This window comes from Streptomyces sp. P1-3 (assembly GCF_050613155.1).
Classification (GTDB): Bacteria; Actinomycetota; Actinomycetes; order Streptomycetales; family Streptomycetaceae; genus Streptomyces.
On the sequence record NZ_CP192512.1, the window covers coordinates 1181297 to 1202581 of the forward strand.

The 21285-nt window shown below is 73.6% G+C and carries 20 protein-coding genes; 5 read left to right on the top strand and 15 right to left on the bottom strand.

Features of this window, described 5'->3' with window-relative positions; translation table 11 throughout:
- Window positions 1-47 precede the first annotated feature (47 nt).
- The gene (locus ACQUSR_RS05065; protein ID WP_431041315.1) at window positions 48-251 is read left to right on the top strand and encodes a DUF1918 domain-containing protein; all 204 of its coding nucleotides are present in this window, start codon (window positions 48-50) and stop codon (window positions 249-251) included.
- A gap of 31 nt (window positions 252-282) precedes the next feature.
- On the opposite strand, the gene ACQUSR_RS05070 is transcribed toward ACQUSR_RS05065, so the two are convergent.
- On the bottom strand, window positions 283-1575 hold the full coding sequence (locus tag ACQUSR_RS05070) for a glycoside hydrolase family 10 protein (RefSeq protein ID WP_431041316.1): 1293 nt from the start codon (window positions 1573-1575) through the stop codon (window positions 283-285).
- Window positions 1576-1834: 259 nt separating this feature from the next.
- Between ACQUSR_RS05070 and ACQUSR_RS05075 the strand changes: the two genes are divergently transcribed.
- Window positions 1835-2692 (top strand): 3-hydroxybutyryl-CoA dehydrogenase, encoded by an 858-nt coding sequence (locus ACQUSR_RS05075; protein WP_431041317.1) that lies wholly within the window; start codon window positions 1835-1837, stop codon window positions 2690-2692.
- A gap of 217 nt (window positions 2693-2909) precedes the next feature.
- On the top strand, window positions 2910-3167 hold the full coding sequence (locus tag ACQUSR_RS05080; protein ID WP_431041318.1) for a hypothetical protein: 258 nt from the start codon (window positions 2910-2912) through the stop codon (window positions 3165-3167).
- 70 nt (window positions 3168-3237) lie between these two features.
- Here ACQUSR_RS05080 and ACQUSR_RS05085 read toward each other — a convergent pair whose 3' ends face one another.
- From ACQUSR_RS05085 to infC, 10 genes are all read right to left on the bottom strand, one after another.
- Complete coding sequence (locus ACQUSR_RS05085; RefSeq protein WP_304464717.1) at window positions 3238-3768, bottom strand: NUDIX domain-containing protein; 531 nt, start codon at window positions 3766-3768, stop codon at window positions 3238-3240.
- A gap of 161 nt (window positions 3769-3929) precedes the next feature.
- On the bottom strand, window positions 3930-5258 hold the full coding sequence (locus tag ACQUSR_RS05090) for a transcriptional regulator (protein ID WP_431041319.1): 1329 nt from the start codon (window positions 5256-5258) through the stop codon (window positions 3930-3932).
- Window positions 5259-5307: 49 nt separating this feature from the next.
- On the bottom strand, window positions 5308-6531 hold the full coding sequence (locus ACQUSR_RS05095) for a PP2C family protein-serine/threonine phosphatase (protein WP_431041320.1): 1224 nt from the start codon (window positions 6529-6531) through the stop codon (window positions 5308-5310).
- A gap of 329 nt (window positions 6532-6860) precedes the next feature.
- Window positions 6861-9374, bottom strand: coding sequence for a phenylalanine--tRNA ligase subunit beta (gene pheT / locus ACQUSR_RS05100; RefSeq protein WP_431041321.1), 2514 nt, complete (start codon window positions 9372-9374; stop codon window positions 6861-6863).
- Window positions 9374-10519 carry a phenylalanine--tRNA ligase subunit alpha gene (pheS, locus tag ACQUSR_RS05105; RefSeq protein ID WP_431041322.1) on the bottom strand — a complete coding sequence of 382 codons (1146 nt, stop codon included), beginning with the start codon at window positions 10517-10519 and terminating at the stop codon, window positions 9374-9376. The genes pheT and pheS overlap by 1 nt, the downstream gene beginning before the upstream one ends.
- Window positions 10520-10635: 116 nt before the next feature.
- Window positions 10636-11895 (bottom strand): ATP-binding protein, encoded by a 1260-nt coding sequence (locus tag ACQUSR_RS05110; RefSeq protein WP_431041323.1) that lies wholly within the window; start codon window positions 11893-11895, stop codon window positions 10636-10638.
- Window positions 11896-11933: 38 nt separating this feature from the next.
- Window positions 11934-12764, bottom strand: a complete 831-nt coding sequence (locus ACQUSR_RS05115; RefSeq protein ID WP_431041324.1) for a TrmH family RNA methyltransferase — start codon at window positions 12762-12764, stop codon at window positions 11934-11936.
- A 305-nt stretch (window positions 12765-13069) separates the two neighbouring features.
- Window positions 13070-13462, bottom strand: a complete 393-nt coding sequence (rplT, locus tag ACQUSR_RS05120) for a 50S ribosomal protein L20 (protein WP_304464710.1) — start codon at window positions 13460-13462, stop codon at window positions 13070-13072.
- 128 nt (window positions 13463-13590) lie between these two features.
- Complete coding sequence (rpmI, locus tag ACQUSR_RS05125; protein WP_197991099.1) at window positions 13591-13785, bottom strand: 50S ribosomal protein L35; 195 nt, start codon at window positions 13783-13785, stop codon at window positions 13591-13593.
- Window positions 13786-13916: 131 nt separating this feature from the next.
- Window positions 13917-14591 (bottom strand): translation initiation factor IF-3, encoded by a 675-nt coding sequence (infC, locus tag ACQUSR_RS05130; RefSeq protein ID WP_431041325.1) that lies wholly within the window; start codon window positions 14589-14591, stop codon window positions 13917-13919.
- A gap of 399 nt (window positions 14592-14990) precedes the next feature.
- Here infC and ACQUSR_RS05135 point away from each other — a divergent pair, with 399 nt between their 5' ends.
- A complete protein-coding gene (locus ACQUSR_RS05135) occupies window positions 14991-15359 on the top strand; it encodes a DUF1844 domain-containing protein (RefSeq protein WP_431041326.1) in 369 nt (122 codons plus the stop codon).
- A 36-nt stretch (window positions 15360-15395) separates the two neighbouring features.
- On the opposite strand, the gene ACQUSR_RS05140 is transcribed toward ACQUSR_RS05135, so the two are convergent.
- The 4 genes from ACQUSR_RS05140 to ACQUSR_RS05155 form a co-directional block, all read right to left on the bottom strand.
- Window positions 15396-16202 carry an MIP family channel protein gene (locus tag ACQUSR_RS05140; protein ID WP_431041327.1) on the bottom strand — a complete coding sequence of 269 codons (807 nt, stop codon included), beginning with the start codon at window positions 16200-16202 and terminating at the stop codon, window positions 15396-15398.
- A 109-nt stretch (window positions 16203-16311) separates the two neighbouring features.
- Window positions 16312-17046, bottom strand: coding sequence for an SseB family protein (locus tag ACQUSR_RS05145; RefSeq protein ID WP_431041328.1), 735 nt, complete (start codon window positions 17044-17046; stop codon window positions 16312-16314).
- Between the two features lie 559 nt (window positions 17047-17605).
- Window positions 17606-18757, bottom strand: coding sequence for a type VII secretion-associated serine protease mycosin (gene mycP, locus ACQUSR_RS05150; protein WP_431047393.1), 1152 nt, complete (start codon window positions 18755-18757; stop codon window positions 17606-17608).
- A gap of 509 nt (window positions 18758-19266) precedes the next feature.
- The gene (locus ACQUSR_RS05155; RefSeq protein WP_431041329.1) at window positions 19267-20250 is read right to left on the bottom strand and encodes a hypothetical protein; all 984 of its coding nucleotides are present in this window, start codon (window positions 20248-20250) and stop codon (window positions 19267-19269) included.
- Window positions 20251-20521: 271 nt separating this feature from the next.
- On the opposite strand from ACQUSR_RS05155, the gene ACQUSR_RS05160 reads away from it, so the two are divergent.
- Entirely contained in the window at window positions 20522-21265 is a 744-nt protein-coding gene (locus tag ACQUSR_RS05160) for a hypothetical protein (RefSeq protein ID WP_431041330.1), read from the top strand.
- Window positions 21266-21285 lie beyond the last annotated feature (20 nt).

Sequence of the window (21285 nt, forward strand, 5' to 3'; positions counted from 1 at the left end):
AACTACCGAGCAATCTCCTGAAGGAGCCGGACAGGAGGCCATGAGCGATGCATGCGAGCAAGGGTGACAGGCTGGTAGTGCACGGCAGGGTCGTCGGACAGCACGACCACGTCGTGGAGATCGTCGAGGTGCTCGGGCAGAACGGCGAACCGCCGTATCGCGTCCGTGCCGAGAACGGCCACGAAACGATCATGACGCCGGGACCAGACTCGGTGGTGGACCACCGGAGGAGCACGGGAGAACCCGCCTGACGGCTCTCCCGTGCCGCCCGCCCGGCCGGGTTCAGTGCGGCGGTCGCACCCGGCCCGGGTAGTGGTCGGCGACGACGCGTGCCATCGCTCCGATCCGGTCCTCGGCCACCTCCTTGGCGGAGAAGTAGACATTGCCGCGCACCTCGGGGAAGTCCCGGTCGAAGGTGAGGTGCCGGGACAGCTCGGCGGGGTCCTGCCAGGGCGCGGGCTGCCCCTGCGCACCGGCCTTGTAGAGCGCCTCGCCGATGTAGAGGTCGACGTCCGTGCCCCGGACGGTCCGCGCCCACCAGGGGACGACCTTGGCGTAGTCGGCCACCGGGAACCCGATGTTCCAGTAGACCTGCGGCACGATGTAGTCGATCCACCCCTCGCGGACCCACTTGCGGGTGTCGGCGTACAGGTCGTCGTAGGTCTGCACACCGGCGCGGGTGTCCGAACCGCGCGGGTCCGTGGCCTTGTTGCGCCATATGGCGAACGGGCTGATGCCGAACCGTACTCGGCCCTTCTTCAGCTTCCTCAGCCGCTGGGCCGTCTCCAGCACGAGGCGGTCGATGTTGTTCCGCCGCCAGGCGGCCCGGTCCGGGAAGCCCTTGCCGTAGCGTGCGTACGCCGCGTCGTCGTTGAACTTCTGACCGGCCACCGGGTACGGGTAGAAGTAGTCGTCCCAGTGCACGGCGTCGACGTCGTAGCGTGCGACGGCGTCCAGCATCGCGTCCTGGACGAAGTGGCGGACCCGGGGCAGGCCCGGGTTGTAGTAGAGCTTGCCGCCGTACGGCACCACCCACTCCGGATGCCTCCGGGCCGGGTGGCCGGGCACCAGCCGGGAGCGGTCGGTGTGGTTGGCGACGCGGTACGGGTTGAACCAGGCGTGCAGCTCCAGGCCGCGCTCATGGGCCTCGCGCACGGCGACGCCCAGCGGGTCCCAGCCGGGGTTCCGGCCCTGCCTCCCGGTGAGGTACTCCGTCCACGGCTCGTACGGGGACGGCCACAGGGCGTCCGCGGTGGGCCTGACCTGGAAGACCACGGCGTTGAGCCGGCGCTTGACCGCCGAGTCGAGAAGGGCGAGGAGTTCCCGGCGCTGCTGCCCGGCCGGGAGGCCAGGCTTGGACGGCCAGTCGCGGTTGGCGACGGTGGCCAGCCACATCCCACGGAACTGGTGCCGGCGCCCCGGCGCCCGTGGCGGACGAGCGGCGGCCCGGGCGTCGGCCGCTTCCTGAGGGGGCCCGTCGGTCGCCGGGGCGGCCGCCGCCGCGGCCGGCACCGCCGTGGCGGCGAGTAACCCGGCCGCCGTCACCGTCAGGCCTCTGCGCGTGATCTCACCCATGATCGCTCCCTTGGTCGCTCGACTTGAGCGTGCGTCACGTACTGGTCACGTTGCGCTGATGATGAACGGCACCAGAGCCGGGGGCAATGCTCCACACCCGTGGGAGCGCTCCCAGACCGCCCGGACGGACGGCTGCCCACCCTGGCGGAGTAACGTCTGGGGCGAGTGCGGGCGCCGTGGACCACTCCTGCCGAACGCGGGAGGGCGTACGGGGCCCGCCGTCCCGTAGATCAGCGAAAGGCACGATGTGACGGACACTGTGGCAGACGTGGCACGCGTCGGAGTGGTGGGCTGCGGTCAGATGGGCGCGGGCATCGCCGAGGTGTGCGCCCGTTCCGGACTGGACGTCAAGGTCGCCGAGACCACCGGCGAGGCCCTGGAGCTGGGTCGTACCCGTCTGACCAGCTCCCTCGGCAAGGCCGCGGAGCGGGGCAAGATCACGCCCGAGGAGCGGGACGCGGCGCTGGCGCGGCTCAGCTTCACCACCGACCTGGGCGAGTTCGCCGACCGCGATCTGGTCGTCGAGGCGGTCGTGGAGAACGAGCAGGTCAAGACGGAGATCTTCCAGATCCTTGACCAGGTGGTCACCCGGCCCGACGCGATCCTGGCCTCGAACACCTCCTCCGTCCCCCTGGTCAAGCTGGCGGTCGCCACCTCCCGCCCCGACCAGGTCATCGGCATCCACTTCTTCAACCCGGCGCCGGTGCAGAAGCTCGTCGAGCTGATCCCCGCGCTGACCACCGGCGAGGAGACCATCAAGCGCTCCGAGGCGCTGGTCCAGAACGTGCTCGGCAAGCACGCCATCCGGGCGCAGGACCGCTCGGGCTTCATCGTCAACGCGCTGCTGATCCCGTACCTGCTCTCGGCGATCCGGATGTTCGAGTCGGGCATCGCGAGCCGCGAGGACATCGACAACGGCATGGAGCTGGGCTGCGCGCACCCGATGGGTCCGCTCAAGCTGTCCGACCTGATCGGCCTGGACACCATCGCCGCGATCGCGGACTCGATGTACGCCGAGTTCAAGGAGCCGCTGTACGCCGCTCCCCCGATCCTCCAGCGCATGGTGGACGCGGGCCGGCTGGGCCGCAAGACCGGCTGGGGCTTCTACTCGTACTGACCGCCTGCGCCCTTGCGCACAGGGCGGGGCAGGGCCCGGTCCCGGCGATGGCCGCGGCCGGGCCCTGGTGTGTGAGGGCCCCGCACTCCGAGTTCGCACGGGGTGTGCGGCGTTGACACACATCCACCCTGCTCACACGCTCCCGCGCGCGCCCGATGCGCGGTTCACTCGGATCGTTGGATACCCCACGCACCCACCGAAGAAGGGGGAACGATCCGTGACCACCGAGCCCGAGCACGGCGTGACCGCCGCGGAGCTCGCGGAACTCCGCGGAAGCGTCGACGTCGGACTGACCCGGATCGACGGCAGGCTCGCGCTCCTCGCCCACCGGGCCGAGACGGCCGAGCAGGACCTGGCGCAACTGGCCGCGCGGGTAAGGACGTTGGAGCACGCCCGCTGGCCGCTGCCGTCGATCGCCGCGCTCTCCGGGCTCGGCGGACTGGTACTCACCCTGTGGCAGGCCGTGGGCCACTAGCGGAGCCGCGGCCGTTCGGCGGCCAGCCGAGAGGCCAGAGAGCCGAACAGATCCGGCTCGGCCGAACCGTTCAGCCGAGCCGGATCTGATGCAGCATCAGCAGGGCCGCCGCCATGTTCGCGGCCGGCACCTCGCCGCGCCCGACCATGTCGGGGACGAGCTTGAGCGGCACCCACTCGCGCCGGTCGGACTCGATGTCGTCCTGCGGGTGGCCGATGTACGCGGCCTCCTCCGCCCAGTAGATGTGATGCCGCGCGTCCGTCAGCCCGTTGGACGGCTCGACCGACAGCAGGTGCCGCAGCGGTCCGGGCCGCCAGCCGGTCTCCTCCTCCATCTCACGGGCCGCCGCGGCCGCGATGTCCTCACCGTCCTCGACGACTCCGGCGGCCAGTTCCCAACCCCAGCTGTCGGTGATGAAGCGGTGCCGCCACAGCAGGAGCACCTCGTTGGCCTCGTTGACCACGGTGGCCACGGCGACCGGCCGCAGCCGGATCAGGAAATGATCGAGATGGCGGCCGTCGGGGAGTTCCACGTCGGCGAGGTTCACCCGGAACCACCTGTTCTCGTACACGGTCCGCTCGGCGAGATTCTTCCATCGCACTGTCAGCCACCTTCCGTCGCGTAGACGGCAGCATGCCGACGCAACGGCCCGTACGCACCCGGAAGGAGGCGCTCACCGTGTCGCGCGCTCCCCCAGTCACCTCCCTCGGACTGCTCCCCCAGACTCCGTCCGGGAGGTGCCCCCAGGGAGGTGCCCCCAGCTCACAGAGGCACGCGCAGTGCTCCGTCGATGAGTTCGGCGGCTTCGGACGTCGCCGCGCAGCGGCTCTCGGTGAGGTGCTCGCGCACCGACCGGAGCCGGTCGCGCAGGCGCCGTGACTCCATTCCGCGGGCCCGCTGGGCCATCTCCACCGCGGTGGCCACGGCCTGGTCGGCGTCGCCCTGGCGCAGTTCGATGTGGGTGAGCATGGCCAGCCGGTGCACCCGGCCGCGGTCGTGCGCCGGGGTGCCGACGGCCGCGGTGGCGTGCTCGCGGGCGGCCGCCAGATCGCCGAGGCTGAGCAGCGCCTCCGCCACCTGCACGTTGACCAGGCCCGGCTGGACGTACCCCGTCTCGTCGGGCTCCGCGCCCCGCCGGATGCGTTCGGCAGCGGCCTCGGCACGGCGGATGCAGGCCAGCGCCCCCGCGCCGTCGCCGAGCCGCGCGTACGCCTTGGCCTGCATCGCGTGCAGGTCGGCGGCGAGCGCCGGGGTGACCTCGGCGCGCGCGGCGCGCACCGCGGATTCGGCGAACGCCACGGCCTGGCGGTACTCCTTCAGATACAGGGACTGGTTGACCAGCAGCGCGATGACGTACGCGCCCAGTCCCCGGTCCCCGCTGGCCTTGGCCAGCCGCAGCGCCTGGTGGAAGTAGCGCTGGGCCAGGCCGTGCGCGTCGGAGTCGTAGGCGCAGATGCCGGCGACGGCGGCCAGTCCGCCGGTGGCCCGGTGCAGTTGACGGCCGGTGGCGTCGCTGTAGCCGCCGCGCAGCAGCGGCGCCGCCTCGGCATTGAGGAAGCCGACGACCCGGGCGCGGGTCGCGACGCCGCCCGCCTTGCGGTACATCTGCTCGTAGTGGGCGCGGGCGGCGCGCAGCATCTCGATGTCCGCCTGGCCCACCCTGGTCAGGCCGCGCCGGGAGACGTCGGAGTCCTCCGGCGGGTTCTCCCACTCCCATACGGGGATGACGGCCGGGGTGCCGGTGACGGCGGGGGCGCCGATGACGTGGGGCCGCTGCTGTTCGTCGGAGCGCCACAGGGCGGTGGCGCGCTCGACGAAGCCGGAGAGGGATGTCGCGGGGTGGCCGGGGGTGCCGAGGCCGATGTCGTCGAGGGTCAGGGTGCGGTGCAACCGCTTTCCCAGGACTGCGCAGATCAGGTCCGGCACCTGGCCGCGGGGGCGCTGCCCCTTCAACCAGCGTGCCACGGCGGTGTGTTCGTAGCGCAGGGCCAGTCCGCGCGCCCGGCCCGCCTCGTTGATGCGCACGGCCAGACCCGCATGGGACATCCCGGCTTCGTCGAGTATGGAGTCGAGCAGTGTGTTGGGCTCCATCGCCCCCCTCTCCGATGCGCTCTGTGTAACCATCGTAACGGAGGGCGATTCACACCCCGTGTGAACTGTGGACGGCGCACGCGGTGGTCGGGGTGGGTGCTTCGGCGCGGTCGTGGCGCAGTACGAGCAGGGCGACGTCGTCGGCGAGCCGTCCGCCGGTGTGGGCGAGGACGCCGCGCTGTATCTCCGCGACGACGTCGGAGGGGACGATGGCCGGGTGGCGGGCGGCGCGGTTCAGGGCGGCACCGAGGGGGAAGAACGCGCCGTCACGGTCACGGGCGTCCTCCGCTCCGTCGGTGTGCAGCACGAGGGCGTCGCCGTGCCGCAGGTGGCCGCAGGGCACCGGGGGCAGGTCGGCGGGGAGCGGGAAGAGGCCGAGCGGGGGCAGTACGCCGTCGGGGGCGAGCTGCCGCGCGGGCGGGCCGTCCGCCGGTGCGGCGGTGAGCCGATAGGGCCAGGGGTGGCCGCAGTTGAGGGCGATCACCTCGCCGTCGGGGCGCAGTTCCAGCAGGAGTACGGTCACGAACTCCTCGGCGAGCGGGCTCTGCGGCTCGTCCCCGCGGCCCACCGGGTGGGAGGTGCGCGCCCGGTCCCGCAGGTGGCGGCGGAGGGCTCGGTCCAGGCGGCGGAGGACGTCGGGGAGTTCGGGTTCGTCGTAGGCGGCTTCGCGGAAGCTGCCGAGCACGGCGGCGACGGTGCCGATGGCGGCGAGGCCGTGACCGCGGACGTCGCCCATGACGACGCGCACGCCGTGGGCGGTGGCCACCGCCTCGTACAGGTCGCCGCCGAGTGCGGCACCCCGGGTGGCCGACAGATGCCCGCCGGCCAGGGCCATGCCGTCGAGCCGGGCGGGCAGCGGGCGCAGCACGACGTCCTGCGCGGCGGTGGCGACGGCGCGGGCCCGGTCCAGTTCACGGGCCAGCCGGACGCCGCGGCCGGAGGCGAGATAGCTGGCGGCGAGGACCGCGGCGATGGCCCCGCAGCTCCCGAGCAGGGTGCCGGGGCCGCCGGGCCCCTGGGCGCCCGCCGTGAGCGGTATGAGCACGCAGACCGCGCTGACGCCGCCTGTCACGACGCAGCGCCGGCTGCCGCTGCCGGCGCAGGCGATGGCGGGTACGGCGACGAGGAGTTGGGCGACCGGGGTGTCGTACGGGCTGAACAGCTCCCAGGCGGCCACGGACAGGATCCACAGGGCGGGCAGCATGAGGACGACGGCCCGGCCGACGCGTGCGGTGCCGGTACGCGCACCGCCGGTCGCGTTCGTCCCGATCATGCAGTCGGCCCCCTAGCAACCGGATGAGGCGGTTGGCCGGGCCCGTGGGAACGCGCGTGCGGTGGGCCGTGGCGATCGGGTCGATTCTCGCGATCTTCCGGACCGAATTGACCGGACTCCGGACGGTTTTCACCCGATCGGGTGATCAATGACCGAGGTACTGGCCTCGGACGCGCGCGGGGCGCACCTCGTCTGTCGCGAGGTGCGCCCCGATGGACGCCCGGTGGGCGCCCGGTGGCCGGACGGGACGCGGGGCGGGCGGGCGGTGCTCCCCCGCCCCGCGTGTACTGCTCCCGCCGTGCCGCCGCCGCTCCCGCCCGCGGGTGCCGTCAGGCGCCGCGGAGTACGGCGCCGGTGCGCTCGACCGCGGTCGCCACGGCCGCGTCCCGGGCGGCCGACGCCTCGTCGGCCGTCAGGGTGCGGTCGGCGGCGCGGAACCGCAGCGCGTAGGCCAGGGACTTCTTGCCCTCGCCGAGCTGTTCGCCGGTGAAGACGTCGAACAGCCGCAGCGATTCGAGGAGTTCGCCGGCGCCGTCGCGCAGGGCGGCCTCGACGTCGCCGGCGGCGACCGAGGCGTCCACGACGAGCGCGACGTCCTGCGTGGCGACCGGGAAGGTCGACACGTGGGGTGCCGTGACGGCGCCCGCGCCGGCCCGCTCCAGGCGGTCCAGCTCGATCTCCATGGCGCAGGTGCGCTCGGGGAGGCCGAGCGCCTTGACCACGCGCGGGTGGATCTCGCCGGCGTTGCCGACGAGGATCTCCTGGCCGTCCACGACGGCCAGCAGCGCGGCGCAGCGGCCCGGGTGGAACGGGGCCTGCTGGTCCTGGCGGACGATCAGCTCCACACCCGCCTCGCGCGCCACCGTGCGGCCGGCCTCGACGGCGTCGGCCCAGGTCGCCGGGGTGCCCTGGCCCCACCAGCCGTGCTGCTCGCGGGCCCCGGCGAGGACGACGGCGGCCCGGCGCGGCTGCTGCGGCAGCGCGGCGTCCAGCGCGGCGATCTCCTCGTCGGTGGGGCGGCGGTCGACCGGGAGGCGCACGGCGGCGGGCTCGTCACCGGAGGGCCGGAAGACCAGCCCGGTCTCGAAGAGCGCCAGGTCGTGCTCGCCCCGGCCGTCGTTGCGGCGCAGCGCGGCGAACAGGCCCGGCAGCAGGGTGGTGCGCAGCGCGGGCTCGCCGTCGCTGAGCGGGTTGACCAGGCGGACGACCTTCCGGCGCGTGTCGTCGGGAGCCATGCCGAACTGGTCGAAGACCTCTTCGGAGAGGAACGGGTAGTTCAGCGTCTCGACGTAACCCGAGCCGGCCAGCGCGCGGCCGACCCGCCGGTGCAGGCGCTGACGCTCGGTCAGACCGCGGCCGGACGGCGGCTGCGGGAGGGTCGAGGGGAGGTTCTCGTACCCCTCCAGGCGGATGACCTCTTCGGCGAGGTCGTTGGGGTCGGTCAGGTCCGGCCGCCAGCTGGGGACGGTGACCGTCAGGTCGTCGGCCCCGTAGACGTCGCAGCCGACCTGCTGGAGGCGGCGGACCACGGTCTCGCGGCCGTAGGCGACACCGGCGACCTTGTCCGGGTGGTCGGCGCGGATGGTGATGGTGCGCGGCCCGCGGGGGGCGACGATCTCGGTGACCCCGGCCTCGGCGGTGCCGCCCGCGAGCAGCACCAGCAGGTCGACGGTGCGCTGGGCGGCCGCCGAGGTGGTGTTCGGGTCGGCGCCGCGCTCGAACCGCTTGGACGCCTCCGAGGACAGCTTGTGGCGGCGGGCGGTGCGGGCGATGGCGACCGGGTCGAAGTGGGCGGCCTCGATGACGACCTCGGTGGTGCCCGTAGGCTCCTCCGCGGTGTCGGCGATCTCGGTGTCGGCGCCGCCCATGACGCCCGCGAGCCCGATCGGTCCGCGGTTGTCGGTGATGACCAGGTCCTCGGCGTCCAGCACGCGCTGGGTGCCGTCGAGGGTGGTGAGCTTCTCGCCGGGCTCGGCGCGGCGCACCCCGATGGGCCCGTCGACCCGGGTCCGGTCGTAGGCGTGGAGCGGCTGGCCCAGTTCGAGCATCACGTAGTTGGTGACGTCGACGGTCAGCGAGATCGGGCGCATGCCCGCCTTCTGGAGGCGGCGCTGAAGCCAGATCGGGGACTTGGCGTGCGGGTCGAGTCCGGTGACGGTGCGGGCCGTGAAGCGGTCGCAGCCGACGGGGTCGGAGACCTGGACCTGGTAGCCGTAGGAGTTGGGCGGCGGGACGTCCAGCAGGGCCGGGTCGCGCAGCGGCAGCCCGTAGGCGGTGGCCAGCTCGCGGGCGAGGCCGCGCAGCGACAGGCAGTAGCCGCGGTCGGGGGTGACGGCGATGTCGAGGACCTCGTCGCGCAGCTCCAGCAGCTCGATGGCGTCGGTGCCGGGCTCGTACTCCGGCGGCAGCACGATGATGCCGTGCGTACCGTCGTCGCCCATGCCCAGCTCGTCGCCGGAGCAGATCATGCCGTGCGAGACCCTGCCGTACGTCTTGCGCGCGGCGATCTTGAAGTCGCCGGGCAGGACCGCGCCGGGCAGCACGACGACGACCTTGTCGCCGACCGCGAAGTTCCGGGCGCCGCAGACGATCTCCTGCGGCTCGCCGGTTCCGTTCGCGGTGCCGACGTCGACGGTGCAGAAGCGGATCGGCTTCTTGAAGCCCTCCAGCTCCTCGATGGTGAGGACCTGGCCGACGACCAGGGGGCCGGTGAGGCCGGCGCCGAGCTGCTCGACGGTCTCGACCTCCAGGCCGGCGGCGATGAGCGCGGCCTGCACCTCGCGGCCGGTGGTACCGGCCGGCAGGTCGACGTACTCCCGCAGCCAGGAAAGCGGGGCCCGCATCAGATCTCCATCCCGAACGGCCGAGTGAAGCGCACGTCGCCCTCGACCATGTCTCGCATGTCTTCAACGTTGTGCCGGAACATCAGCATCCGCTCGATGCCGAAGCCGAAGGCGAAGCCGCTGTACTTCTCCGGGTCGACGCCGCAGGCCACGAGCACCCGCGGGTTGACCATGCCGCAGCCGCCCAGCTCGATCCAGCCCTCGCTGCCGCACGTGCGGCAGGGGCGGTCCGGGTTGCCCACGGACTCGCCGCGGCAGGCGAAGCACACCATGTCCATCTCGGCGGACGGCTCGGTGAACGGGAAGAAGTTGGGCCGCAGCCGGGTGCGCATGCCCTCGCCGAACAGCGCCCGGACCATGTGGTCGAGGGTGCCCTTGAGGTCGGCCATGGTCAGGCCCTCGTCGATGGCGAGCAGCTCGACCTGGGTGAAGACCGGGGTGTGGGTGGCGTCCAGCTCGTCGGTGCGGAACGTCCGGCCCGGGCAGATCACGTAGATGGGCGGCTCGCGGTCGATCATCGACCGGATCTGGACGGGCGAGGTGTGGGTGCGCAGCACGACGCCGGAGTCACCCGCGGCGGAGCCGCTGTCGGCACCGGTCTTGTCGTTGCCCTGGACGAAGAACGTGTCCTGCATCTCGCGGGCCGGGTGGTCCGGCGGGAAGTTCAGGGCGTCGAAGTTGAACCACTCCGCCTCGACCTCGGGGCCCTCGGCGACCTCGTAGCCCATGGCCACGAAGATGTCCTCGATCCGCTCGGAGAGCGTGGTGATCGGGTGCCGGGCGCCGGCCGGCGTGCGGTCGTACGGCAGCGTGACGTCCACCGCCTCCTCGACCAGCACGCGGGCGTCGCGCTCCGCCTCCAGCTCCTCCTGACGGACCTTGATGGCCTGGTTGACCTGGCCGCGTGCCTGGCCCACGCGCTTGCCCGCGTCCGCCTTGGCGTGCGGCGGGAGCGCGCCGATCTCTCGGTTGGCCAGCGCGAGCGGCGAGCGGTCGCCGGCGTGGGCGGCCTTGACCTCGCGCAGGGCGTCGAGGTCACCGGCGGCGGCGACGGCGGCGAGCGCCTCGTCGCGCACGCGGGCGATCTCTTCCGGTTTCAGTGCCTCGACCTCGACCGGGTCGTACGACTTATTGGGTGCCGACATCTCTTCCGTGCTTCCGGTTGGCTGGCTGGGGGTCCCCGCGGACGGACGACAAGGACACAAAGGTGCCAAAGGTCGAGTCTACGGGGCGCGCGGGGGGCGAAGAGCCCGTGGGCGGGTCAAGCCATGAAGGCCGGGGCGCCCACGGGCAACGTAAATCGGAACCTGGCGCCGCCGCCGGGGGCGCGGCCGACGGTGATCGTCCCGCCGTGCGCCTCGACGATGCCCTTGACGATGTACAGGCCCAGGCCCGTGCCGCCGCGCTTGCTGCCCCGCCAGAAGCGGGTGAAGACACGGCCCATCGACTCCTCCGGAATGCCCGGGCCCTCGTCGCTCACGGTCACGGCCGTTCCGGCGCATCCCCGCTCGTGCGGGGATGACGAGGGCGCCACCTCGATGGTGACGGTTCCCTCGCCGTGCCGCACGGCATTTTCCAGCAGGTTGCCGAGCACCTGATCGATCTTGTCGGGGTCGGCCCACAGGCTGGGCAACGGCTCCCGCACCCGGATGTGGAAGCGGTCGGAGGCCTGGCCGGCGGCGGTGTGCGCCTGGACATGGCGGCGGACCGCGGCGGTCACGTCGACCGGCTGGCGGCGCACCTCCAGCCGCCCGGAGTCGATTCGGGAGATGTCGAGCAGTTCGGCGATGAGCCGGGTGACGCGGTCGGCGTCGGCGTCGACGGTCTCCAGCATCAGCCGCTTCTGGTCGTCGGTGAACCGCTCCCACTTGGCCAGCAGGGTCGCGGTGAAGCCCTTCACCGAGGTGAGCGGGGAGCGCAGCTCGTGCGCGACGGTGGCGATCAGCTCGGCGTGGCTGAGCTCGGTGCGGCGGCGAGCCTCGGTGCCGCGCAGTGAGACGACGAGGCGGGAGACGGGCCCGGCCGGGCGCTCGCGCACATACCGGGCCGAGACCAGCACCTCACGGCCGTGCAGCAGCAGATTCCGCTCGGGCTGGCCGACCCGGATGGCCAGCCCGCCGTAGGGATCGGTCAGCGCCCACCAGCGGCGCCCCTCCAGATCCTCCAGCGGGAGCGCCTTCTCCACGGGCAGCCCGATGACGTCAGCGGGCCGTACGTCGGTGATCCGGGCGGCGGCGGCGTTGAAGCAGGTGATGCGGCCGGTCTCGTCGGCGACGACGAGACCGTCGGGCAGGTCGTCGGGGTGCAGGCCGAGCCCACACTGCGGATCGTGGCCGGACTGCGGGCCGGGGACGGACTGCGGACCGATGCCGGGCGGAGCCGGCTCCCGGCTCTCGTACGGCGACGAGGGCGACGGCGAGGGGTCCGCGGGCCCGTAGGCACCGGGCGGGCGGGCGCCGGGCACGCGGGCACCGGTCGTCCTCGCGTCGGCGGCCCTCGCATCGGAGGTCCTCACGTCCATCCCCGCACCCCCTCTCGGCCGTCAGGGTCGCAACCCTACTAGGTGGAGGTCACGCTGCGGCACCCTCCGGCAGCACGCTGCGCACGCGCGGAGGCGTACAGGCACACGGCGGCGGCGGTCGCCAGGTTGAGGCTCTCGGCCTTGCCGTGGATCGGAACGCGCACCACCTCGTCGGCGAGTGCGCGGGTCTCCTCGGGCAGGCCCCATGCCTCGTTGCCGAAGATCCACGCGGTGGGACCGCCCATCCGGCCGGCGTCGAGTTCGGCGTCCAGGTCGCGATCGCCCGCGCCGTCCGCGGCCAGCAGCCGGACGCCTGCCGCGCGCAGCCCCCGTACGGCCTCTTCAACCGGTACACCGACGGCGACGGGAAGGTGGAACAGGGAGCCCACGGAGGCCCGCACCGACTTGGGGTTGTACAGGTCCACGGAGGCGTCGGTGAGCACGACGGCATCGGCGCCCGCCGCGTCCGCGCAGCGCAGGACCGTCCCGGCGTTGCCGGGGTCGCGGACGTGCGCCAGGACGGCGACCAGCCGGGGGCGGGCCGCGACGATCTCCTCGAAGGGCGAGTCCAGGAACCGGCAGAGGCCGAGGATGCCCTGGGGGGTGACGGTGTCGGACATCGCGGCGACGACCTCGTCGGTAGCGGTGAGCACCGGCACCCCGGCGGCGCGCGCGGCGGCGACGATGTCGGCGTGGCGCTCGGCCGCCTCCGGCGTCACGTACACCTCGACCAGGTGGGCGACCGCCTCGCGTACGGCCTGGGGGCCCTCGGCCAGGAACCGGCGCTCCTTGCCGCGGAAGCTGCGCTTCGCCAGGCGGCGGGCCGCGACGACGCGCGGCGATCGCAGGGAGGTCAGCTCGGGGGCCATGTCGTTGCACTCGCTTCGGGGTAGGGAGGTTCGCGCGGGTTCACCGCCTCGGGCGCCGCTGCGCACGGCCGCGGCGGCCGGTGTCGGATGCACGCGGCCGGCGTCAGATGCTCGCGGCCTGGCGCCGGACGCAGACGGCCGGACGCCGGTAGCCGGTAGCCGGTAGCCGGTAGCCGGTAGCCGGACTGCAACGCTCGCGACCGGTGGTACCGTCCGGCCGCGTTCCGTGTCGGCCGGGAACGCGCGGACCCGCAGGCGAAGCACTCGCCTGCGGGTCCGGCGGAAACGTCCGGCTGACGCGGTCGTCAGGCTGCTTCCGCGGCCTTCGGGGCGTTGACGTCGCTCGGCAGCGCCTTCTGGGCCACCTCGACCAGCGCGGCGAACGCGTTGGCGTCGTTGACCGCGAGGTCGGCCAGGATCTTGCGGTCCACCTCGACGTTGGCGGCCTTCAGACCCTGGATGAAGCGGTTGTAGGTCATGCCGTTGGCGCGGGCAGCGGCGTTGATGCGCTGGATCCACAGCTGACGGAAGTCGCCCTTGCGCTTCTTGCGGTCGTTGTAGTTGTAGACCAGAGAGTGGGTGACCTGCTCCTTGGCCTTGCGGTACAGGCGGGAGCGCTGGCCCCGGTAGCCGCTGGCCTGCTCCAGGATCGCCCGGCGCTTCTTGTGGGCGTTGACTGCGCGCTTGACGCGTGCCACTTGATTAACTCCTTGTACGGGGCCGCAGGTTCACACGGCCCGGAAACGAATGGGTCCCGATCGGTGGGCTCCTCCTGCCCGAGGACGGGCGAGGAGGGGGCGCACCCCGCCGGAGCGGGGCGGGGGCGTCACTTGCCGAGAAGCTTCTTGATCTTCTTGGCGTCGGCCGGGGCCATCTCGGCGGTGCCGCTGAGGCGACGCGTCAGGGTCGACGGCTTGTGCTCAAGCAGGTGGCGCTTGCCGGCGCGCTGCCGCAGTACCTTACCGGAGCCGGTGATCTTGAAGCGCTTGCTGGCACCGCTGTGCGTCTTGTTCTTCGGCATGCGCCGTACTCTCCATCGTCGGTGGCGCTTCCGGTGCAACCAGGCCGGTGAAACCGGCATGCGAAAGCGTCAGCTGTTTCGTTGGTCTCCCGGGACCGTGGCCCCGGGCTGTCGGGGCACGGGCCCCGAAGTCACGCCTCGGCGGACTGCTCCGTGGCGTGGCCCGGAGACTGGTCCATGTGGGCGACGCCCTGGCGCTCCGCCTTGCGGGCGGCCTGCGCCTCGCGAGCTTCGGCCATCGCCTCGGTCTTCTTCTTGTGCGGACCGAGAACCATGATCATGTTCCGGCCGTCCTGCTTCGGGTTCGACTCCACGAAGCCGAGGTCCTGGACGTCCTCCGCGAGCCGCTGCAGCAGCCGGTAGCCGAGCTCCGGCCGGGACTGCTCACGTCCGCGGAACATGATCGTGATCTTGACCTTGTCGCCCTGCTTGAGGAACCGAACGACGTGACCCTTCTTGGTGTCATAGTCGTGCGGGTCGATCTTCGGCCGGAGCTTCATCTCCTTGATGACCGTGTGCGCCTGGTTCTTGCGCGCTTCACGGGCCTTCATGGCCGACTCGTACTTGAACTTTCCGTAGTCCATGAGCTTGCAGACCGGCGGACGGGCGTTCGCCGCCACCTCGACCAGGTCGAGGTCGTACTCCTGCGCAAGCTCCAGGGCCTTGGCAAGCGGCACAATGCCGACCTGCTCGCCGCTGGGACCGACGAGTCGCACCTCGGGGACGCGAATCCGGTCGTTGATGCGGGGCTCGGCGCTGATGGATCCTCCTCGGTTGCACCACGCGACCGCCTGAGCGACAGCCACGTAACGTCTGTTCTGTACGACCACCGCGCCGTGACATGCAAAACGCCCCGACGGAATGCAGGCGGGGCTCCAACGGACGGGAGCACCGCCGCGATCACCGCGGGGCGCAGCCTGACCTGTGACCCGCCGACCTGAGGTCGACTGGGTGGGAGACTGGAGCCTCCACTTGCGGACTGGGCATAGCTGTCCAGCCGGTCGTGGCATTTACTCTACACGACGCCGAACGGAGGCGCCTCTCGGCCGCCGGACCTGGGGATCTAGGCTGGGAGGCCGGCACCCGGCAGGCGCCGGCACCCATCGCCTGCCCCAGCTGGCACCCATCGCCTGCCCCCATGTGAAGCCGACACCCGGCCGAACGCGGCCGGCACCCATCGGCCGACACCCATCGGAAAGTGAGCCATGAGCGACGCCACCCCCGCCCCGAACGACACCCCCGGCTACGACGACATCACGCGCGACATCGCGGATGTGCCCGCGGTCGAGGTGATCACCACGGTCGCGGTCCACCTCATGAGCGCCGCCGCGGTGAACCTGGGGCTGGCCGAGGAGGGCGCGGAGCACAAGGACCTGGACGAGGCCCGGAAGCTGATCAACGCGCTGGCCGGCCTGGTGACGGCGAGCGCCACCGAGATCAGCTCCTTCCACGCCGCGCCGCTGCGGGACGGGCTGAAGTCGCTGCAGCTGGCGTTCCGCGAGGCGTCGGTGGTCCCGGACGAGCCGGGGCAGGGGCCGGGCGAGAAGTACACGGGCCCGATCTTCGGCGGCTGAAGCCGCGCCGACGCGCGGGCGGGGGCGCCCTACTCGTTAGTCGGCGCCCTCGTCCTGGCCGGGGGCCTTGTTCGGGCTCTCGGCCGTCTCCAGACCCGCGGCCGTCTTCGGACCCGCAGGCCCCAGGCCGATCCCCTCCGCCCCCAGGTCGGCATGCGTGAACCGGTGGACCACAGCCGCGAGCGCGCCGCCGACCAGCGGTGCGATCAGGAAGAGCCAGTACTGCTCCATCGCGTCGCCGCCCGCGAACATCCCCGGGCCCAGGCTGCGGGCCGGGTTCACCGACGCCCCGGTCAGCGGGACGCCGACCAGGGTCACCACGGCCAGGGTCAGGCCGATCGGCAGCGGCTCCAGACCGCCCACCGACACGGTGCGGGTCACCGAGAGATAGACGTAGACGAGCAGCAGCGTGAGCATCACCTCGGCCAGGAACGCGCCGCCCGCCTCCATGCCCACGGCGGAGCGGTCCCCGTAGCCGTTGCTGCCGAACGAACCGCTGATCTCCAGGTCCGGCACCTGTTTCGCGAGCAGCAGGAGCAGGGCCGCGCCCGCGATGGCGCCGAGGAGCTGCGCGAGCCAGTACTCGATGGCGGCACGCAGCTCGATACGGCGTGCCAGCAGGACCCCGAGGGTGATCGCCGGGTTGAGGTGGCTCCCGGACACCCGACCCAGTGCGTAGGTCAGTGCGACCAGTGTGAAGCCGAAGGCGAGCGCGATGCCGGTGGTGCCGATGTAGCGCGCGCCGAGGACCGCCGATCCGACGGCGAAGAACACCAGGAGCAGGGTCCCGACGAACTCCGCCACGACCGTTCTCGTCTCGATGACGTCCGTTCTGGTCTCCATGACGCTCTCCTCAGTCGGATCGCGATCTTTGCTTGCATTCTGGGGCAAGCAAGGAGGTTTCGCCTCTCGAAGATCAGAGTCGGGGAGGCAGTGCGCGGGCGGCGCGCGGTCAGCGGCTGAACAGCGGCTTTCCGGGTACGGAGGCCTCCGGCGGCAGGAGTGCCAGGGTCAGCCCGCGCACCAGCCTGGCGCGGAGCGACTCGTGCGCGGCCAGCGCCCCGGCCACACGCTGCGCGGTCTCGCGCGCGTCGGCGCCCGGCGCGAGGGCGAGCGCGAGCGTCCCGTCGGCGTCCGCGGCGGCCGCCAGGTGCGCGCGGACCACGCCGGGCTCGGCGGCCAGCACGGTACGGATCGCCTCGGCCACGGCGGGGTCGGTGAGCGGGTCCGCGCTGGTCCGGCCCTCCGCGAGGGCGAGCAGCGCGGGGCCGGTCAGCTGGTAGGTCACCGGTCCCGCGAGGTCGATGACCAGGGTGTCCGCCTTCTCGTGGGCGAGGGCCTCCAGCGCCTGGCGCAGCGGCACCGCCACCGGGCGGGCGTCCGGCCGCCAGCGCGCCAGTGAGTCGGTCGAGGTGAACGCGGGCAGTGCCCGGCGGCCACCGGGCGCCTGGAGCGTCGCCACGGCCATGTCGCTGGTCTTCTCGCGGCGCAGGCCGTCGGGCCCTTCCTCGACCTCGCCGAGTACGGCGACCAGCGGGACGAGCAGCCGGGCTCCCGCCAGTGCCCCGAGCACCTCGGGCTCGGCCGACGGATCGGCGGCCCAGGCGGCGAGCGCCGCGGTCAGGCGAGGGTCGGCGGAGCCGTCGTCGCCGGAGAAGCCAGGGTCGGGGATGTTCTTGAGCGCCACGCGACGAGGGTAGCCGGGGGGCGCGGCGGGACGGTCGGCGGGCCGGTACGGGTGCCGCGTGGCGCCGCGTGTGGGATGGGAATGGGTTCGCGCGCGGGCGCCCTCGACCGCGACGCGTTCCGGCCCAGCGGGCGTTCCGGGGCGGCGGGCGTTCCGGTCCGGTGACGCGTTCGGGTCGGCGGGGGCTCCGGAGCGGTGTTCCGGCTCAGCGGGTGCTCCGGGACGGGTGCTCCAGGGCGGCGGGTGCTCCGGCCCTGCGGGGCGTTCCGGTCCGGTGACGCGTTCCGGCTTGGGGTGCTCCGAGCGGCGGGTGCTCCGAAGCGGGCGTTCCAGCCCGGCGGGACATGCCGGCACAGCGACGCACTCCCGCCCGGCGAGGTGCTCTGCCCCGGGCTCCGGTCCTCGATCGGCTGGGGCGCCCGATCCCCGTAGCCCCTCGGGCGTGGGGCCCAACCGGCTGGGCGTCCGGCCCGTTCGGCGTTCGAGGGCCCCCGCGGCGGAGCCGCGCATCGACGCGGCCGGGAAGCCCGGAAGGGGGCCGGGCGGCGTGCCTCGGTGCTCAGCGGGTCCGGGTTCCCGGTCGGCCCGCGCCGCCGCCGAACCCGCGCAGCGGACCCGTACCCCGCCACACGGCGACGGCGGTGACCAGGAGCACGGCCCCCGTGAGGCCCGCGGTCAGAGCCAGCCGGTTCGAGCCGCTTCCCTCGGCCGCGTTACGGGTGCGGGCCGGGCCCTCGCCGAAGTAGCGGCGCGAATACGCGGCGGGCGCGGGCCGTTGCGGCCGCGGCCGCACCTCGTCTCCCGCCTCGATCGCGGCCGCCGGGTCGACCAGGCCCGCGCCCAGTTCGTCGCTGTGCCCGCCGCCGTCGGGGCCCGACTGCGCGGTATCCGCCAAGAGGCGCTTGACCTGGGCCGGGCTCAGTTCGGGGTGGGCGGAGCGGACGAGCGCGGCGGCCCCGGAGACGTACGCGGCGGCCGCGCTGGTCCCCCACCCCTGGTAGTAGCGGCGGTCGGGGTCGGCGATGACGACGTCGACGCCGGGGGCGCAGACCGTGGCGTACCAGCGGCGCGTGGAGAACGCCGCACGCGAGCCGTACCGGTCGACGGCGGTGACCGCGATCACGCCGGGGTACGCGGCCGGGTACGAGACCCGGTCGCCCTTCTCCCCGGCGTTGCCCGCCGAGGCCACGACCACCACGCCCTTGCCCAGTGCGTACTGCACCGCCGCGTCCTCCGCGGGCTCCGGGTGGGCGGACTCGCTGTCGTCGCCGAGCGACAGATTGATCACGTCGGCGCCGTGGTCGGTCGCCCACCGGATCCCTTCGGCGAGTGCGCTGCCACGGGCGCCGCGGGCCTTCTTCCGGGCGGGGTCGGCGTCCTCCAGGATCACCCGTACCGGGAGGATCTCGGCCTCGGGCGCGACGCCGACGATGCCGTCGCCGCCTCCCGTGCCATGCCCGCGACCGGCGATGATCCCGGCCATGGCGGTGCCGTGGCGGGCCCAGGCCCGGTCTCCGCGCCGGGCCCCGAAGCCGATGAGGTCCTTGCCGGGGAGCACCTGGCCCTTGAGGTCGGGGTGCTCGCCGTCGACGCCGGTGTCGAGGACGGCGACGGTCACGCCGTCGCCCTTGGTCGTCCGCCAGGCGTCACGGGCGTGGATGGCGTCCAGCGCCCATTCCTGCTCCCGTATGCCGTCGGCTTGCGCCGGCATGGAGGGCAGCACCGCGAGGACGGCGGAGGCGAGCGCGGCGGCGGCCACCCGGGGTGCGCCCAGGAGGCGGTGCGGACGGCTGCGGCGCGGACCGGGCGGCGCCGAGTCCGCCGCGGCGCGCGGAGGGCCGTCCGGGGTGGCGGTCCCGGAGCCGGGCAGGCCGGATTCCGCTGCGACGTGCGGAGTACCGGCCGGCGTACCCGCCGCGGGCTGGTGACGGCCTGGTCGCAAGGTCGTCCCTGGGCCTCCGTGGGCCCCGTGGTCTCCGGGGGCTCCGTGGTCTCCGTGAGCCCCGTGGACCCCGTGGACCCCGTGGACCCCGTGGACCCCGTGGACCCCGTGGACCCCGTGGACCCCGTGGCCTCCGTGAGCCCCGTGGTCTCCTCCGCCCCGCTCGTGGGCTCCGTCGCCCCCAGCCGTACGTGTGCCGCCGGGACGCTGCGGCGCGCGCCGCGGTGCGGCTTCCGTCACCCGCTCGGGGCCCCGCTCGCCACCCGGCCTTCGGACAGTCACCGGGAGCCCTCCGTCTCCGACACCGCCGCGCGGAAAGCGCGTTCGATGCCCTTCGCCACGCCCACGGCGTCATGGCCGAGGCCGGACAGCGCCGGGGTGCTGGTCGCACCCTTCGCCGTCGCCTCCTTCGCGGGCCGCGGGTCGCCGACCGTACGTCCGTCGACGAAGCCCGTGACCGTGTAGACGATGGCCGGGGCGTCGGTCAGGACGCCTATCCGCCAGGTCGCACGCTGCTTGTCGCCGAACTCGGCCGCGGCGGTGCCCTTCGCCGGGTACGGCCGGGGCATCAGGTCGGCGCGCCGGTCGAGGGCCTCGCCGGTGAAGCGTTTGCGCAGCGCTCGCATACCGTCCGCGTCCGCCCTGGTCACCAGGACACCGACCGTCGTCACGCTGGTGCTCGTGGCGTCGGTGTACGTGGCGCGCAGCAACCGCTTGCAGCCCACGGGGGACAGCGCCTTGTCCAGCAGTGGGTCGAACGCGCCGCCGCAGCTGCTGTCCGGCGCGACCGCGATCCGGATCCAGGTGCGGTCGGCGCCGCCGGGGCCTGCCTCCCTGCCCTTCAGGACAGGTGGGAAGAGGCCGTCGACCGGAACGCTGTGCCAGGCGGCGCGCGCCTGGGCGAACCGGGCCTCCGCCGTCGGCCGGTCATCGGGGCCGCCGGTGAGCCAGCTGCCGGCCGCGGCTCCGACGAGCAGCCCGAGCCCGAGTACGAGGCATGCGGCGGCGGTCGCGGCGCGGGCGCGCGTGCGAGTACGGGTACGGACGGACGCGTCGTCGTGGTCCGCCGTGGCGGGCGGATACGGCGGGGGCCCGGCGGGGTGGGGCGCGGCGTCCGTCCCACCCGTGCGGTACCACGGCTCCGCGCCGGACGCGGGAGCCGGACTCCCGTCCTGAGGCGCCTCGGCAGTCAGGGCGAAGGCGGTGTCGTCGGGTGCTGAAGGGCCCGCCGGAGGGTGATCCGCCGGAGTCGGAGTGGGCATCGGAGTCGGAGCCGGAGTACGGCGCGGTGGTACGGGCGAATGGCCGGGGCGCTCCGGTGCGTCCGGACCGCCTTCGCGCGATATGCCGGGGGCGGCGGGCGGGTGCGGCGTCCCGCCCGGCGTCGCGGCCGCGGCCGCCCCGCTCTCGTCCCGTACCGAGGCCGAGGTGTCCGCTCCGGGACCCGGACCGCGTACTGGGCGCGGAGGCAGCGGAGGCACGCGCGGCGTGCCGACGGGCGCGGCCGCGCCCGACCGGGAGGTGGGGCGCACGATGCGACGCGGCAGGACCGGAGTGGGGTCGTCGGCCACCGGCACGCCGCGACGGGGCGGCGTGGACGACGCCACGGCGGTGGCAGAGGGCACAGCCCACGCGGGTGCCGCCGCCGACACGGGCGATGCGGGCGACATGGGCGACGCGGGGGGTGCGGGTGACACCGTGGGCACGGGAGAAGCGGCCGGACCCTGGGGTGCGGCCGCGGCCGACGGCCCCTCGGGCGCGGGCGGCACGGGCGACCCCTGCGGCGCACGCGACGCGACAGCCGCGGGCGGGCCGGACGGCGCCGGGAGCGCGCTCCGGCTCGCCGCGGCCGACGGCGAGGCGGGCAAGGGCGGCCCCGGCGGCGGCGTGGACGCGGGGGAAACAGGCGCGGCCACAGAGGAAGCAGACCCGGATGGCAGAGGCGAGGCAGGCCCGGACGGCAGAGGCGAGGAAGGCGCGGCCACCGGAGAATCAGGCCCGGACGGCGGAGGCGGGGGCACGGGTGGTGGAGGCGATGCGGGCATGGGGGGTGGCACGGGGCGGGGCGGGCGTGCGTACTCCGCGTCGGTGCTCACCTGCACCCCCTCGTCACTCCTCGGGACCTTGTTCACCTCGCGCCGCGGCCGCCTCATCGCTTTCGGGGCAGCCCGGCCCGTATGCGGACATCACGCCCCTGACCTGCCGGTCATGGCGTGCGCGACACTCTACGGGGCACCGGCTGCCATGCGCACCGGCTGGCCCTCTACCCTCCGGTAACCGCATTCTGGCAAGCTGCC

Coding starts and splice junctions, on each gene's coding strand:
- ACQUSR_RS05140 (WP_431041327.1), bottom strand. CDS start 16,202: ATGGAGACCAGAACGGACGTCATCGAGACGAGAACGGTCGTGGCGGAG.
- ACQUSR_RS05090 (WP_431041319.1), bottom strand. CDS start 5,258: ATGGAGCCCAACACACTGCTCGACTCCATACTCGACGAAGCCGGGATG.
- ACQUSR_RS05065 (WP_431041315.1), top strand. CDS start 48: ATGCATGCGAGCAAGGGTGACAGGCTGGTAGTGCACGGCAGGGTCGTC.
- ACQUSR_RS05115 (WP_431041324.1), bottom strand. CDS start 12,764: ATGGCCCCCGAGCTGACCTCCCTGCGATCGCCGCGCGTCGTCGCGGCC.
- pheS (WP_431041322.1), bottom strand. CDS start 10,519: ATGTCGGCACCCAATAAGTCGTACGACCCGGTCGAGGTCGAGGCACTG.
- pheT (WP_431041321.1), bottom strand. CDS start 9,374: ATGCGGGCCCCGCTTTCCTGGCTGCGGGAGTACGTCGACCTGCCGGCC.
- ACQUSR_RS05135 (WP_431041326.1), top strand. CDS start 14,991: ATGAGCGACGCCACCCCCGCCCCGAACGACACCCCCGGCTACGACGAC.
- ACQUSR_RS05110 (WP_431041323.1), bottom strand. CDS start 11,895: ATGGACGTGAGGACCTCCGATGCGAGGGCCGCCGACGCGAGGACGACC.
- ACQUSR_RS05155 (WP_431041329.1), bottom strand. CDS start 20,250: ATGCCCACTCCGACTCCGGCGGATCACCCTCCGGCGGGCCCTTCAGCA.
- rpmI (WP_197991099.1), bottom strand. CDS start 13,785: ATGCCGAAGAACAAGACGCACAGCGGTGCCAGCAAGCGCTTCAAGATC.
- ACQUSR_RS05160 (WP_431041330.1), top strand. CDS start 20,522: ATGCGACGCGGCAGGACCGGAGTGGGGTCGTCGGCCACCGGCACGCCG.
- mycP (WP_431047393.1), bottom strand. CDS start 18,757: ATGCCGGCGCAAGCCGACGGCATACGGGAGCAGGAATGGGCGCTGGAC.
- ACQUSR_RS05070 (WP_431041316.1), bottom strand. CDS start 1,575: ATGGGTGAGATCACGCGCAGAGGCCTGACGGTGACGGCGGCCGGGTTA.
- ACQUSR_RS05095 (WP_431041320.1), bottom strand. CDS start 6,531: ATGATCGGGACGAACGCGACCGGCGGTGCGCGTACCGGCACCGCACGC.